Annotated in this window: 6 protein-coding genes; all 6 read left to right on the top strand. The window is 47.4% G+C overall.

The annotated features are described in order from the left end of the window. The first annotated feature begins 2 nt into the window (after positions 1 to 2). The 6 genes from feoB (at position 3) to L1278_RS18260 (ending at position 15,606) form a co-directional block, all read left to right on the top strand. Positions 3 to 2,156 carry a ferrous iron transport protein B gene (gene feoB / locus L1278_RS18285; RefSeq protein ID WP_253406463.1) on the top strand — a complete coding sequence of 718 codons (2,154 nt, stop codon included), beginning with the start codon at positions 3 to 5 and terminating at the stop codon, positions 2,154 to 2,156. A 551-nt stretch (positions 2,157 to 2,707) separates the two neighbouring features. Beyond that, complete coding sequence (locus L1278_RS18280; RefSeq protein ID WP_253406462.1) at positions 2,708 to 5,917, top strand: SusC/RagA family TonB-linked outer membrane protein; 3,210 nt, start codon at positions 2,708 to 2,710, stop codon at positions 5,915 to 5,917. 11 nt (positions 5,918 to 5,928) lie between these two features. Further along, entirely contained in the window at positions 5,929 to 7,350 is a 1,422-nt protein-coding gene (locus L1278_RS18275; protein ID WP_253406461.1) for a SusD/RagB family nutrient-binding outer membrane lipoprotein, read from the top strand. 1,033 nt (positions 7,351 to 8,383) lie between these two features. After that, on the top strand, positions 8,384 to 11,596 hold the full coding sequence (locus L1278_RS18270) for a SusC/RagA family TonB-linked outer membrane protein (RefSeq protein ID WP_253406460.1): 3,213 nt from the start codon (positions 8,384 to 8,386) through the stop codon (positions 11,594 to 11,596). Between the two features lie 11 nt (positions 11,597 to 11,607). Then, a complete protein-coding gene (locus L1278_RS18265) occupies positions 11,608 to 13,038 on the top strand; it encodes a SusD/RagB family nutrient-binding outer membrane lipoprotein (protein WP_253406459.1) in 1,431 nt (476 codons plus the stop codon). A gap of 246 nt (positions 13,039 to 13,284) precedes the next feature. After that, a complete protein-coding gene (locus tag L1278_RS18260; protein ID WP_253406458.1) occupies positions 13,285 to 15,606 on the top strand; it encodes a TonB-dependent receptor domain-containing protein in 2,322 nt (773 codons plus the stop codon). The last annotated feature ends 1 nt before the right edge of the window (position 15,607 follow it).

The following is a 15,607-nucleotide window of genomic DNA, read 5'->3' as shown; positions in this document are numbered from 1 at the left end:
ACATGGCTGTTACTATAGAGGCGGAAGCGCCAGAAGCCAAAAAAGTACCTGTCCACCAGCCGGTGGCCAGAATAGCTTTGATTGGCAACCCAAACTCGGGTAAAACATCACTTTTCAACCAACTCACAGGCCTTAACCAGAAGGTGGGTAACTTCCCGGGCGTTACCGTCGACAAAAAGACCGGCATCAGTCATCTGACACCGCAGCTTAAAGCCCAAATCATCGACCTGCCCGGCAGCTATAGTTTATACCCGAAGTCGCTCGACGAGCGTGTGATCATCGACCTGCTCTACGATCCGGTATTAAAAAATCGCCCTGACTTGGTCATCGTAACCGCCGACGCTTCCAATCTGAAGCGCAACTTATTGCTGTTCACGCAATTGGCTGACCTTCGTATACCTGCTGTGCTGGCCCTCAACATGATGGACGTGGCAGAGACCGAAGGCGTGAAGATCGATGTCGAAGCGTTGCAGCGCGACCTCGGTGTGCCGGTTATACCCATGAATGCCCGCAAAGGCATAGGTATAGCGGCGCTCAAAATCCTGGTGTCGCAGCAACTGTCAGCCACTGAGGTGGCTTTCTTTGAGGTACCGGCCAACCTACGGCCAATGGTAGACCAGATAAAAGAGCGCTTCAGTCTGAACAACGATTACCTGGCCCTGCACTACGCCCACCAGTACAAGCACCTGCGCTTTTTATCAGAAGAAGACAAGGTATGGGTGGCGCAGCTACTGGAAGCACAGGGCTTCAAGTCTACCACTGAGCAGGCCAACGAGACCATTGCCCGCTATGTGCGCATCAACGAGGTGCTGCTCGATGCGGTGCGGGTAGAAAAGGCCAAAGAAGAAGAGAAGTTCAGCAACAAACTCGATCAGATCCTGACACACCGGGTGTACGGGTACCTGATCTTCATGGGACTGCTGTTTCTGGTGTTTCAGGCGGTGTTTGCCTGGGCCAGCTACCCCATGGACCTGATCGACGAAGGTATAGCGGCGCTGAACAGCCTGATTCAGGCGAACTTTAACGGCCCGCTTATCAACCTGCTGACCGAAGGCGTGATTGCCGGCTTGGGAGGTGTACTGATCTTTATACCACAGATCGCCATACTCTTTGCTTTTATCGCCATTCTGGAAGAAACGGGCTACATGGCCCGCGTCACTTTCATGATGGATAAGATCATGCGCAAATTCGGTCTGAACGGCAAAAGCGTGGTGCCGCTTATTTCAGGTGTTGCCTGCGCGGTGCCGGCTGTGATGTCGGCGCGCACGATCGAGAACTGGAAAGACCGCATGATCACCATCTTCGTGACGCCGCTCATGAGCTGCTCGGCCCGCATACCGGTGTATACTGTGCTGATTGCCCTGGTGGTGCCGGAGGTATACTACTTAGGCTTCATGAATCTGCAGGGAATTGTGCTGATGGGGCTATACCTGCTGGGCTTCCTGTCGGCCATCTTATCGGCGCTGCTGCTCAAAGTGTTGCTGAAGGCCCGTGAGCGCAGCTACTTCATCATGGAGTTTCCGGTATACCGCATGCCGCGCTGGAAAAATGTGGGCCTCACTATTTTCGAGAAGTCCAGAACCTTCGTGCTGGAGGCAGGTAAGATCATCGTGGCGGTTTCCATCATCCTGTGGGTGCTGGCCTCCTACGGTCCCGGCGATAGCTTTGAGCGTGCCGAGGAGCGCGCCGTAGCCGAAGCCGAAGTAAAAGGCCTCGGCGAAGAGCAAACAAATAACCTGATCTCCTCTTACCAACTGGAGTCGAGCTATGCTGGAAAGTTCGGTCATGCCATCGAGCCGGCCATCCGTCCATTAGGCTACGACTGGAAGATAGGTATAGCCCTGCTGACCTCCTTTGCTGCCCGCGAGGTGTTTGTCGGCACCATCTCGACGATCTACAGTATAGGCGAAGAAGAGAACGTGACGACGATAAAAGACAAGCTGATGTCAGAGAAAGACGCCGATGGCAATCCGTTCTTCACGCCGGCCAGAGCCTTCTCGCTGCTGATCTTCTACGCCTTCGCTATGCAGTGCATCAGTACGCTGGCCATTGTGCGCCGCGAAACGAAGAGCTGGATGTGGCCGCTGGCGCAGCTGGTCTACATGACGGGACTGGCGTACGTGTCCGCTTTTGCCGTTTTCCAACTGATGAGCTAAGCCAAGACTTAAAGATAACCGGAAAGCCCGCTGCCGAAAGGAGCGGGCTTTTTGTTTTTATGTCTGAAGCAGCGCTCTTATTCACTTCGCCTGGTTGTTTGGGGAGTATCGCATCAGATACTGCTATTTTGGTAGAGAATGAGCAAACTTCAGAAAATCATAAAAGGAAGTTAGTTACACTTGGTTTTGTATTATTTGACTTTTAATATTTGCTTTGTGACTAAAAATATTAGAATTAAATTAAAATTGTCATAACAAATATTCTGCACGATAGGTATAACATATGGCGCAGGAATAAATGCAGTGACCGAATGTGGTGGGTTCCTGGCAAGCTATGTTGAAAGGGTCTGATTAGCTGCAATCATTAAAATATCTCCACTTTACGGATGCCACTCTGGCACCGGTATATTACGCCTACAACTGAACGGCTGCCTAGCGGCACCGGGAACCAACATCTACCTTCTTCTGAACAGACGCTATCCTGGCGCTGGATAATTGGCTATAATTCTATAAGCCAGCCATACTCTGATTTTTACTAAATCCAGAAAGCGATGAAAAAACTTCTAGCAATAAGCTTCTTACTGATCTTTGCATTGCAGCTACAGGTGCTGGCCCAGGGAAGGGTCATTACCGGCAATGTAACGGACGCTTCCACAAATCAGCCTTTACCAGGGGTAGCAGTACTGGTGAAGGGAACAACCGTTGGTACCGCCACAGGTGCCGATGGAAACTACTCTATAACGGTCCCAGACGGCGGCACTACCTTAGAATTCCGGTTTATCGGTTATCGTACTACTGAGCGTCCCATTGGAGACGCTACTTCTATTAATGTAGCACTCCCTCTGGCCGCAGAACAACTGGGCGAGGTAGTGGTAACAGCTTTGGGTATCGAACGAAACAAGAATGAGCTGGCTTATTCTGCCCAGCAGGTGAGTGGTGAACAGATAACACGTACAAGACCTGCCGACTTTGTGAACTCCCTCTCAGGTAAAGTGGCCGGTCTTGATATTCGTTCCAACAATACTATGGGTGGCTCTACTAACGTGATTATTCGCGGTAACAAATCCATTACTGGCAATAACCAGGCACTGTTCGTTATTGACGGTGTACCGGTAAGTAATGCCAATACCAATACCGCTGACCAGCAGTCTGGCAGGACGGGTACTGACTTTGGTAACGCTGCTGCAGACTTGAACCCTGATAACATTGAGTCTGTGAACGTACTGAAGGGGGCAGCAGCAACAGCGCTGTATGGTTCGCGCGCGGCCAACGGCGTTATCATGATCACGACCAAAAAAGGCGCAAAAAATAGCCTGAATATTACAGTTAACAGTGGTGTTACCTGGAGCACAATGGACAGGAGCACTTATGTTGACTACCAGAAAGAGTATGGGGCGGGCTACTTCCAGGGGTTCCGTACATCATCTGACTTAGGCAGTGGGGTTGCGCCGGTAGTTCGTTTTCAGGATGATGCTTCTTATGGTCCAAGATTCGATCCGAACCTACAGGTATACCAATGGGACGCTATTGATCCGCTTCACCCGAACTTTGGACAGACAAGGCCTTGGTTAGCTGCTGAAAACGACCCCCGTGATTTTTATGAGACCGGTGTTAACTCTAACCAGAGTATCATGATCAGTGGCGGCGGCGATAAGACTACCTTCAATGTAGGTTATACCCGAAACGATATAAAAGGAAACCTGCCCAATGCAACGCTCGATAAAGACCTGTTTAACTTTACGGGTTCTTTTGAGGCAACTGAAAAGATATCGGTTAGTGCTTCTGCCAATTACTCGCGCACAGTGGGTGTAGGTAGGTATGGCACAGGCTACCAGGGCCGTAACCCTAACCAGCAGTTCAGGCAATGGTGGCAGACCAACGTAGATATTGAAGAGCAGGAGGAGGCTTATTTCAGAAACCGCCAGAACATTACCTGGAACTGGAATGCGGCAAACACAGGTCCTATCTACTCTGATAACCCCTACTGGACCAGATTCGAGAACTACTCTAACGACGCCAGAGACAACTTCTATGGTTATGTAACTGCTACCTACAAGTTTACAGACTGGTTAAACTTAATGGGCAGAGTCACTTATAACACAACCACAGATATGCAGGAAGAGCGTGTAGCCGTAGGAAGTGCCGATGTGAGTGAGTTTGAGCGATATGACAGGGAATTCAATGAAACCAACTATGACCTCTTCTTAAACTTCAACAGAGATCTTACAGAAGATATTAGCCTGAATGGTTTAATTGGAACCAACCTGCGCAGAAACCGGCTCAGAGATATTAGAGCGACTACCAACGGTGGTCTTGTCGTGCCAAGGTTATACACGCTGTCAAACTCAGTAAACCCCATCACGGCGCCTATTGAAAACTTTGAGCGTATAGGTGTTGACGGCATTTTTGCGAATGCAAACATTGGCTTCAGAGAAACCTACTTCCTCGAGCTTTCTGCCCGTCGGGATAAATCCACAACATTGCCAGAAGGAGACAACTCCTACTTCTATCCTTCTATAGCTGGAAACGTGGTATTCTCCAACCTCCTCCAGCTACCATTTCTGTCAGGGGGTAAGCTTCGGGTAAACTATGCTGAGGTAGGCAACAGTGCTCCGGCATTCAGTATATTCGATGTGTACACACAGCCAACAGGATTAGGCTCCATTCCTCTCTTCTCGATTCCGAATACCAAAAACAATGAGGACCTGAAGCCTGAGAGAACCAAAAGCTTTGAGGCTGGTATTGAGGCAGACTTCTTCAATAGCCTGTTTGGATTTGACTTCACCTACTATCGTTCCAGCACAGTAGATCAAATCATCAACGTGTCTACTACTGGCGCCACAGGCTACACAGCACAGTGGGTGAATGCCGGTGAGGTGGAAAACAAAGGATTTGAGGTGGCTGCTTTTGCAACGCCAGTTCAGACAGGTGATTTCTCATGGAACATCAACATCAACTTCGCCCGAAACCGAAGTGAGGTCAAGAGCCTGTACCAGGATGTTCAGAACATACCGCTGGCCACTTTCCAGGGCGGTGTGTCACTTAACGCTGCCGTTGGGCAACCATTTGGTGTGATCAGAGGCACTGACTTTGTCTACACAAATGGGCAAAAGACCGTGAACTCCGATGGCTACTACATAAACTCTGGCAACGCGTCTGACATTATCGGTGATCCGAACCCGGACTGGACCGGTGGGGTTAACAACACGCTGACCTTTAAAGGTGTGTCGCTCGGCTTCCTGGTAGATGTGCGCCATGGCGGTGATATATTCTCGCTCGACCAGTGGTATGGCGAGGCAACGGGCCTGTATCCGAATTCTGCCGGGTTGAACGACAAGGGAAATCCTTCTCGTCTTCCGGTAGCTGAAGGCGGTGGTGTACTGCTGCCCGGCGTGAAAGAGGACGGAACCCCGAACGACGTCTATGCAGAGAATACGGACGGTAATGGAGCGACTCCCTTTGGATATGCTGCCGGTGGTATAGAGGCCCCGAGGGCCATGTACGTGTTCGACGGCAGCTTCGTGAAGCTGAGAGAAGTTGCCCTTTCCTATGCCCTGCCACAGACCTTAATGGAAAACCTTGGCTTTATCAAAGGGGTCGATATACAATTGATTGGCCGAAATCTGTGGATTATCCACAAGAACATGGATTACTCCGATCCGGAAGAAGGCTTGAGTTCGGGCAACGCATCCAGAGGGTATCAGTCTGGCGCATACCCTGCCTTCAGAAACTACGGATTTAACGTCAGATTTAATTTCTAAACTAACGAGAGATGAAAAAATTAATCATATGCTTATTCTCGCTGGTGTTTATGGCAGCGTGCGTAGACGACCTGGATGAATATAATATTGACACGAAGCGGGCAACCGATGTCCCGCCCGCCACGCTGTTCACCAATGCTCTGTTGGGCCTGACGGATGTGTTGACCACGCCGAACGTGAACACAAACAACATCAGGTTGTATGTGCAGCACTGGGCTACAACGCAATATGTAGAGGAGCCCAGGTACAACATGACTGGCCGCTTGATTCCTCAAAACTTTTGGAATGCGCTATACCGGGACGTGCTGGCCGACTTGAAAGAAGCCAAAAGGCTATTAAATGCCAATGAGACGATTGATCCGGTACTTAAAAACAACCAGCTGGCTCAGATTGAGATCATGGAGGTATACGCTTGGTCTATTCTGGTGACCACTTTTGGTGATATACCTTACACAGAGGCGCTTGATCCGACCAATACGCAGCCGGTATACGACGACGACCAGGCGATTTACAACGATATCCTGGAGCGCCTTGATATGGCACTTGGTCTAATCAACATTGAAGAATCTGGGTTTGAAGAAGGGGATGTGCTTTACAATGGGGACATGACGCAGTGGGTGAAGTTCGGTAATTCTCTGAAGCTGCGGTTAGCCATGGTGATAGCCGATGTTGACCCCGCCAAAGCCGGAACGCTTGTAGCAGAAGCTGCGCCCAATGTGTTCACAAGCAATGCAGACAATGCCTTATTCCCCTACACGGCTGCAACTCCGAACAACAACCCGATTTCTGATAACGTGACAGGTCCGCTTTCAGCAAGAGAAGACTTTATAGCAGCCAGTACATTGGTTGATGTGATGAATTCGCTGAATGACCCCAGGAGACCGCAGTACTTTACAGATGTTAATGGACAATTTATTGGTGGCAGAGTTGGCTTTGCGAACAATTATGAAGAAAACTCTACCGTAAGTGAGAAAGTAGCGGCCCTTGATTTTCCGGGTGTACTGCTGGATTATGCCGAGGTAGAGTTTCTGTTGGCTGAAGCTGTAGAAAGGGGATTTATTGCCGGGTCTGCCGCCGAACATTACAATGCAGCTATCAGGGCATCCATTCTGTACTGGGGAGGAACAGAAGCCGAGGCAACTGCTTATCTGGCCCAACCTGGAGTTAACTACGCCACAGCGCCTGGTGACTGGAAGCAGAAGATAGGTAAACAGGCATGGATTGCTTTCTTTAACCGCGGTTATGAGGCTTGGTTGACCTGGAGAAGATTGGATGCACCAACCCTGACACCGCCGGTAGAAGGATTGATCGTGCCAACCAGATTGATCTACCCTGTCAATGAGCAGACGCTGAACCCGAACAACCGCGAAGCAGCGGCATCGGCCATAGGAGGAGACGAAAGCTCTACCAAGCTGTTCTGGGATGTGAATTGATTGACGAAAGCATGACTGATTAATATAGTAGTAGTTTACCTATTGAAAAATGCCCCCGGGTTCGGGGGCATTTTTCTTTTACTACCAGATAAGTCTCAAATCATGAGCTGTTGAATTGTAATTAAATACCCGGGAGCCTTAAAGTGAAAGCTAGCTGCGATCCATAGACAGCCCTGTTTTATTGCCTGCCAACTAAAAAACCGAGAAATAGATCAGTTTCATCAAGTTGCTATACCTGACACTAAGGGAGACTAAAATCTTGATTTTGTTCACGTTATGTTTTAAAAATTTAACTTTTTTGTTATCGTATTGAATAAATTTATCCTTTCCTATACAAGTCCGTATAAGGAGGAGTTTTTATTGCTTTGCTCGGATTCTGCTTACATTAACTACCTATGAGTCGCTGTGAAAATTCTTAAGATTTGCTTTTGAGGTCAAAAAACGCATTAAATATTTGTGAAAACCGAAAACATTCTTTAAAATTGAGCATCTCTCACCTTAAACAATTTAAAACAATGAAAAGACCTCTACTATTCTCAGAGTTATCTTTGCCCCATTGCCGCTTACCCATTTCAGCAAAGCTAGCGGCCTCCTAAGTATTTATCGATTTACATAGCCTGATTTTAAGGCTATCTGACTGTAGTTTGCAGGCTTAGACTGTCTGTCCTAACTACAGCTATATCCTTATTTTGATAAATAATTTGATATAATTTAATTTTCTCGGTATCTGATACAAGTTTTGTTGAAGATAATTATCTGTTTAGGGTCGTGCTTCTGTCCCGTGAATATGTTGGTTCCGGCAATTTAGATAAGTAAGCACATAAACCTGTATCAGAAGCTTTTGTCGGCATTATTGTAAAGTATTCAATCTCGGAAGTGAAGGGAAGCATAGATGAAGGAGGTGATTAACAAATAAAGCGAGCATTAGCTCAGTATTTAACTTAAAACAAACAAACTGACGCTGCTATCCAGCGAAGTGATAAAATAACACCTTAACTATTTTGATTTAATTCTTACCTAAACAAACAGCGCAATGAAAAAAATTCTAATGCTATGCCTGCTGCTTGTGTCGGCCTTTATTCATGAGGCCATGGCTCAAGTCAGGGCGATCACCGGTACGGTGACAGACGCTACTACCAATCAGCCGCTGCCAGGGGTTACAGTCCTGGTGAAAGGCACATCAGTGGGTACTGCCTCAGGGGCGGACGGTACCTTTACTGTGAATGTGCCGGAAGGCAGCAACACCCTTGTATTTCGCTTCATCGGCTATCAGACAGTTGAACGGCCAATCGGAAACCAATCGACCATAAACGTGTCTATGGGAACCGATACCCGCCAGTTGGGTGAGGTTGTGGTGACCGCTCTCGGTATCGAGCGTAACAGAAACGAGCTGGCCTATTCAGCTCAGGAAGTTAGCGGAGACCAGATCACCCGTGCCAGAAATGAAAACGTAGTAAACTCCCTCTCAGGTAAAGTGGCTGGTCTGGACATCAGAACCAACAACACTATGGGTGGCTCTACTAACGTGATCATTCGTGGTTATTCTTCCCTTACAGGTAACAACCAAGCGCTTTTCGTTATTGACGGTGTGCCGGTAAGTAATGCCAACAACAACGGTTCTAGCCAGGCTACTGGTGGTGGCGGTGCTGACTTTGGTAACGCTGCAGCCGACTTGAACCCTGATAACATTGAGTCTGTGAACGTGCTGAAAGGTGCAGCCGCAACAGCACTCTACGGTTCGCGTGCAGCCAATGGCGTGATCATGATCACGACCAAAAAAGGTGCTAAAAATAGCCTTAACATAGCTGTGAACAGCGGTGTTACCTGGAGCAACATCGATAAGAGCACTTATGTTAAATACCAGAAAGAGTATGGTGGTGGTTACTTCCAGGGCTTCCGTGCTCCTAAAGATTTAGGCAGCGGTGTAGCACCGGTGGTAAGATACCAGGATGACGCTTCGTACGGTCCTAGATTCGATCCGAACCTGCAGGTTTACCAGTGGGATGCAATCGATCCGCTTCATCCAAACTTTGGCAAAACAAGACCTTGGGTAGCTGCTGCAAACGATCCTACTGCTTTCTATGAAACAGGCCTTAACTCTAACCAGAGCGTGGTACTGAGTGGTGGTAGCGACAAGACAACCTTCAACCTTGGTTACACCCGTAACGATATCAAAGGTAACTTGCCAAACTCCACAATAGACAAAGACATGTTTAACTTCAATGCTTCTTACGAGGCTACTGAAAGACTGACAGTGTCTGCTTCAGGTAACTACACGCGTACAGTAGGTATGGGTAGATATGGTACTGGTTATAGCGGTACTAACCCTAACCAGCAGTTCCGCCAGTGGTGGCAAACCAACGTGGATCTGAAAGAGCAGAAAGACGCTTACTTCAGAAACCGCCAGAACATTACCTGGAACTGGAACAGCTCTAACACAGGTCCTATTTACTCTGACAACCCATACTGGACGCAGTACGAAAACTACGCGAATGACAGCAGAGATAACATCTACGGTTATGCAACTGTTAATTACAAAATCACTGATTGGATGAGCGCCATGGGTAGAGCCGCTTTCAACACTACCAGTGACATGCAGGAAGAGCGCGATGCAGTTGGTAGTGCTGGCCTGAGTAGCTACTCCAGGTATAACAGAGACTTCAACGAGACGAACTTCGACTTCATGTTGAACTTCAACAAAGATATCTCTGAAGAGTTGAGCTTTACAGGTTTGTTAGGTACTAACCTTCGCAGAGACCGTGCTGAATCTATCTTTACAGCAACAAACGGTGGTCTGGTTGTTCCGAAGCTGTACTCTATCTCCAACTCAGCAAGCCCGGTAAATCCTCCGTCTGAAACTTACTGGCGCAGAGGTGTAGACGGTATTTTCGCCAACGTAAACTTTGGCTTTAGAGACACCTACTACATGGAGCTTTCTGCTCGTCAGGATAGGTCTACTACACTTCCAAAAGGCGATAACGCTTACTTCTACCCAGCTGCTGGTGTGAACGTAATATTCTCTAACCTTATGGAAACATCGTGGTTATCACATGGTAAGGCGAGAATTAACTACGCAGAAGTAGGTAACGACGCTCCTCCGTTGAGTATCTATGATGTGTATTTTAAGCCAACCGGTTTTGGCTCAACTCCGATCTTCTCGCTTCCAAGCACGAAGAACAACCCTAACCTGAAGCCAGAAAGAAAGAAGAGTATGGAAGCAGGTATAGAAGCTGAGTTCTTCAACAACCTGTTCGGATTCGACTTCACTGTGTACAAGGAAAACCAGATTGACCAGATCATGCCTGTTAGTCAGACTGCTGCGTCAGGTTATACAAACCGTTACGTTAACGCTGGTGAAGTAGAAAACAAAGGTTTTGAGATTGCTGCTTTTGTAACGCCAGTTCAGACAGGTGACCTTACCTGGACCATGAACTTCAACTTCGCTCGCAACAGAAACAAAGTTATCAGCCTGTACGAAGATGTGGAGAACCTGACACTTGCTTCTTTCCAGGGTGGTGTTTCTCTGAACGCTGCCATTGGCCAGCCTTACGGTGTAATTCGTGGTAACGACTTCGTTTACACGAATGGTCAGAAAACAGTTGGAGAGAACGGATACTACCTGTTGTCAGAAAGATCTGACCTTATCATTGGTAATCCAAACCCAGACTGGACTGGCGGTTTCAACAACACCTTAACGTACAAAGGTGTGTCATTGGGCTTCCTGATCGATGTTCGCAAGGGTGGAGATGTATTCTCTCTTGACCAGTGGTATGGCGAAGCAACCGGTTTGTATGCCCACACTGCTGGCTTGAACGATAAGGGTAATCCTACTCGTGACCCAGCTGCAGAAGGTGGTGGTGTAAAGCTGCCAGGTGTTAAGGAAGATGGTACTCCAAACGACATCTATGCTGAGAACCAAGATGGTGACGGTATGACTCCTTACGGTTACGCAGCTGATAACTACAATGGTGCTCCGCGCGCCATGTATGTGTTCGATGGTAGCTTCGTGAAGCTGAGAGAAGTTGCTCTTTCTTATGCTTTGCCTGAGTCAGTTATTGGGAACCTGGGCTTCGTAAAAGGCGTTGATCTGCAGTTGATCGGTCGTAACCTGTGGATCATCCACAAGAACATGGAGTACTCTGACCCTGAAGAAGGTCTGAGCTCAGGTAACGCTGGTAGAGGATATCAGTCTGGTGCTTACCCAGCTGTTAGAACTTATGGCTTCAACGTTAAATTAAATTTCTAAAATATCAGAAAATGAAGAAACTTATCATATGCTTATTCTCGCTGGTGTTTATGGCATCATGCGTAGATGATCTGGAAGAGTATAATGTCGACCAGAAACAAGCGACAGTAGTTCCGGCGGTTACCCTGTTCACGGGTGCAACCAAAAACTTAGCAGATGTGCTGACAACACCAAACGTTAACACAAACAACTATCGTTTTTATGTGCAGCACTGGACATCCACGCAGTACCTGGATGAGCCACGCTATAACATGACATCACGTTTGATTCCACAGAACATGTGGACAACCCTGTACCGTGATGTGCTGAACGATTTTGTTGAAGCAAAAAGAATCGTTACCGAAGATGCGACGCTTGCTGAAGGCGTTAAGAAAAACCAGTTGGCTCAGATCGAGATCATGGAAGTATATACCTGGTCTGTACTGGTAAACACGTTTGGTGATATTCCCTACTCTGAGGCGCTCAATTCTCAGAATGCACTGCCTGTATACGACGATGCACAGACTGTTTACGCGGACATTCTAACTCGTCTTGAAACAGCAGTAGCACAGCTTGATCCTAATACAACTGGATTTGCTGGAAGCGGTGACATTCTTTACGGTGGCAACATGGCTAATTGGCTTAAGTTTGGTAACTCTCTTAAACTGAAGCTAGGTATGGTAGTAGCTGATGTTGACAATGCAAGAGCAAAAGCCTTAGCAGAATCAGCAGTAGCAGGTGGCGTAATATCAAGCAATGCTGAGAATGCAGCATTCGGATACCTGTCTGCACCACCGAACAACAACCCGATCTCTTCTAACGTGAAAGGTCCACTTTCAACTCGTGAAGACTACGTTGCTGCCAACACACTGGTTGACGCTATGAACCAGCGTAATGACCCAAGGAGAGAGTTCTATTTCTCACAGGTTGATGGAGCGTATGCAGGTGGTAAGTATGGCTTCCCTAACACCTTTACTAGTTTCTCGACTGTTAGTCCGAAGATTGCTGACCCTACGTTCGAAGCACTGTTGCTTGATTACGCTGAGGTAGAATTCCTTCTTGCCGAAGCCGTAGAAAGAGGTTACAATGTAGGTGGCACTGCTATGGAGCACTACAACAATGCTGTTACAGCTTCCATCACCTATTGGGGTGGTACAGCAGCTCAGGCTACAGCATACCTGTTACAGCCAAGCGTAAACTATCTGACTGCTCCTGGCGACTGGAGACAGAAGATTGGTACACAGGAGTGGATCGCACTTTATAACCGTGGATACGACGCATGGATAACCTGGAGAAGATTAGATGCTCCAACGCTTCTTCCTCCAGTAGAAGGCCTGACCGTACCTACAAGATTGATCTACCCAGTTAACGAGCAAACGCTCAACCCGGCAAACAATGCCGCTGCTGCGTCAGCAATTGGCGGTGATGCGAGCTCAACTAAGCTATTCTGGGATATTAGATAGTAATAAAATAGTAATTGAATTTTAAGAAAACTAGGTAGTAGTCTTCTTCATTGGCAAAGGTCTCCGGAATCCGGAGACCTTTTCTTTTTGTAGGAATTTATAGCAAAGGCAGTGTCAGGTTGATTTATTGAAAAGCTTTTAGCGCTAGTAGTAATTGAATGTCCAAACTTTGTATATTTAAAAAAGTATTTAAACAATATTTCGCTCCATATGCCCCGGAAATCAGTCGCAATTACCCTCTTACTGATGGTCTTCACATTAAACGTATGGGCTCAAGCTGTAAATCCAAGGCAATACAAACTATCAGGTACAGTGAAGGGAATCTGGGGAGAAAGACTGGAAGGCGCTTTTTTAGTAGTTTCACCAGGAGGTAAAGGCGTATTCACTGATAAGCAGGGACGCTTTTCCTTACTATTAGAGAAGGGTAACTACGAAATTGCCTGTCAATACATAGGTATGGCGCCCTTCCGGGAGTCAGTTACCATAGCCGCTGATAAAGAGGTTGAGTTTACGCTCACACTGGCCAACTTCAAATTAAAAGAGGTTGAGATCACCAGCAGACCTGTTACAGATGTGAATAACACACACATGGGTAGCTCGTTCATCGATCAGAAGATGCTCACACGCATGCCAAAGCTATTAGGAGAGGCTGATGTGCTGCGTAGTGTTTCAGCATTGCCTGGAGTAGTAAATGCGGGCGAAGGAACATCGGGCTTTTTTGTACGGGGTGGCAGTGCCGACCAGAACCTTGTGCTGATGGATGACGCCCCGCTATTCAACGCCAACCATTTGTTCGGCTTCTACTCTGTCTACAATCCGGATATCCTTAAAAGCTATGAACTGCATCGCAGCGGTATATCTGCCAGGTATGGAGGCAGAATTTCTTCTATTCTGGATGTAAGCCTGCGGGATGGGAATGAGGAGAGAATGAAGTATGAGATCGGCGTGTCTCCTATCTCGGGCAAATTCAGTATGGACGGGCCTCTGTCTGACAAGCTAACGTTTCTGGTTGCTGTTAGAGGGGCGTTCCCGGGCTACATCATGAAGCTTTTTCCCAACAAGAATATAAAAAACAGCTCCGGTCATTTCTATGATGGTAACCTGAAATTTAAGTATAAGCTGAACGCAAAGAACACCGTCAGTTTCTCTGGTTACCATAGTGCGGATGGCTTCAAATTCCCGAACGATACGACTTACCAGTGGAAAAACACGCTGGGAACGCTCAAGTGGAGTCATCTTTTCAACAACAACTTTACAGGTATAGCTACTGTAGTTAAGAGCAACTATGTAAATAAGGTCGAAGGTATAGCAGTCGGGGAGGAATTTGCCCTTAACTCAGGTATAGACCTGACACAGCTGAAGCTGGATTTTGGATACTTCGGTCTTGCTAAACATCAGCTTGACTTTGGTGCTGACGCATCTGTATACGCCATTGACCCAGGAGAATTAGTGCCATATGGCAGTTCTAGCCTTAACCCGCGCCAATTAGAAAGCGATAAAGGATATGAAACATCCGTCTACCTGAATGATGAAATGACGCTTACCGACAGGCTGTCGATGTCAGTGGGACTGCGTTTCTCTCAGTTTGCTAAAATAGGCCCATCAGATACTTACGTGTATGCAGAAGGCCAACCTAAGAATGATGTGAATATTGTCGATACGCTGTCCTATGGTACAGGAAAGGTGGTGCAAACCTACTATGGGCTTGAGCCACGGGCATCCTTCAAATATTCTCTAACGGACAATACTTCTTTTAAAGCAGGCTATAGCAGAACCAGGCAGTACATTCAGCTTATTTCAAACACGGCTGCCATCACCCCGGTGGATGTCTGGAAACTATCCAACAAACACATAGAGCCTCAGGTGGCAGATCAGGTGTCTTTGGGATACTTCTACTCGGATCCGGAGAGTTGGTATGACTTCAGCTGGGAAGTATATTATAAAAAGCTCTATAACCAGATCGATTACAAAGACGGGGCAACGCTCCTGCTCAACCCCACACTCGAATCGGATTTACTGTTCGGAGATGGGGAGGCCTACGGCTCTGAATGGATGCTGAAAAAGAACCAAGGACGACTTACTGGGTGGGTCAGCCTGACGTACTCAAGGTCTTTTAGAACGATAGCCGGCAAAACCGAAGCAGAAACCATCAATGATGGGAAAGCTTATCCGTCTAATTATGACAAACCGATCAACCTGAACATATTTGCCGATTATCATCTTTGGCCCAAATGGAAAGTGACGGCCAACTTTACTTATACCACCGGCAGACCCGTTACTGTAGCAGATTCCTGGTATTGGTACCAGGGGCAGATCTTTGCCAATTATTCCGGCCGAAATCAGGAGCGAATGCCCGACTATCACCGCCTGGATGTGTCCTTGAATCGGGAAATAATCAAAAGGGGCAAGGCGGAGTACAGTGGTAGCTTCTCCATTTATAATCTGTATGGCAGAAAGAATGCCTACTCTATGCTCTACCAGCACCACTATGGAGAAGCACCGGGGGCGTATAAACTAGCTGTGATCGGGGCTCCTATACCTTCAATTAATTTTAATGTTAAATTCTAAT

Source organism: Pontibacter sp. HSC-36F09 (assembly GCF_024171605.1).
Lineage (GTDB): Bacteria > Bacteroidota > Bacteroidia > Cytophagales > Hymenobacteraceae > Pontibacter.
This window is presented reverse-complemented; position numbering and strand designations above follow the sequence as displayed.

Excerpts from the sequence above, each read along its gene's own strand:
- feoB (WP_253406463.1), top strand. The coding sequence starts at position 3 with ATGGCTGTTACTATAGAGGCGGAAGCGCCAGAAGCCAAAAAAGTACCT.
- L1278_RS18280 (WP_253406462.1), top strand. The coding sequence starts at position 2,708 with ATGAAAAAACTTCTAGCAATAAGCTTCTTACTGATCTTTGCATTGCAG.
- L1278_RS18275 (WP_253406461.1), top strand. The coding sequence starts at position 5,929 with ATGAAAAAATTAATCATATGCTTATTCTCGCTGGTGTTTATGGCAGCG.
- L1278_RS18270 (WP_253406460.1), top strand. The coding sequence starts at position 8,384 with ATGAAAAAAATTCTAATGCTATGCCTGCTGCTTGTGTCGGCCTTTATT.
- L1278_RS18265 (WP_253406459.1), top strand. The coding sequence starts at position 11,608 with ATGAAGAAACTTATCATATGCTTATTCTCGCTGGTGTTTATGGCATCA.
- L1278_RS18260 (WP_253406458.1), top strand. The coding sequence starts at position 13,285 with ATGGTCTTCACATTAAACGTATGGGCTCAAGCTGTAAATCCAAGGCAA.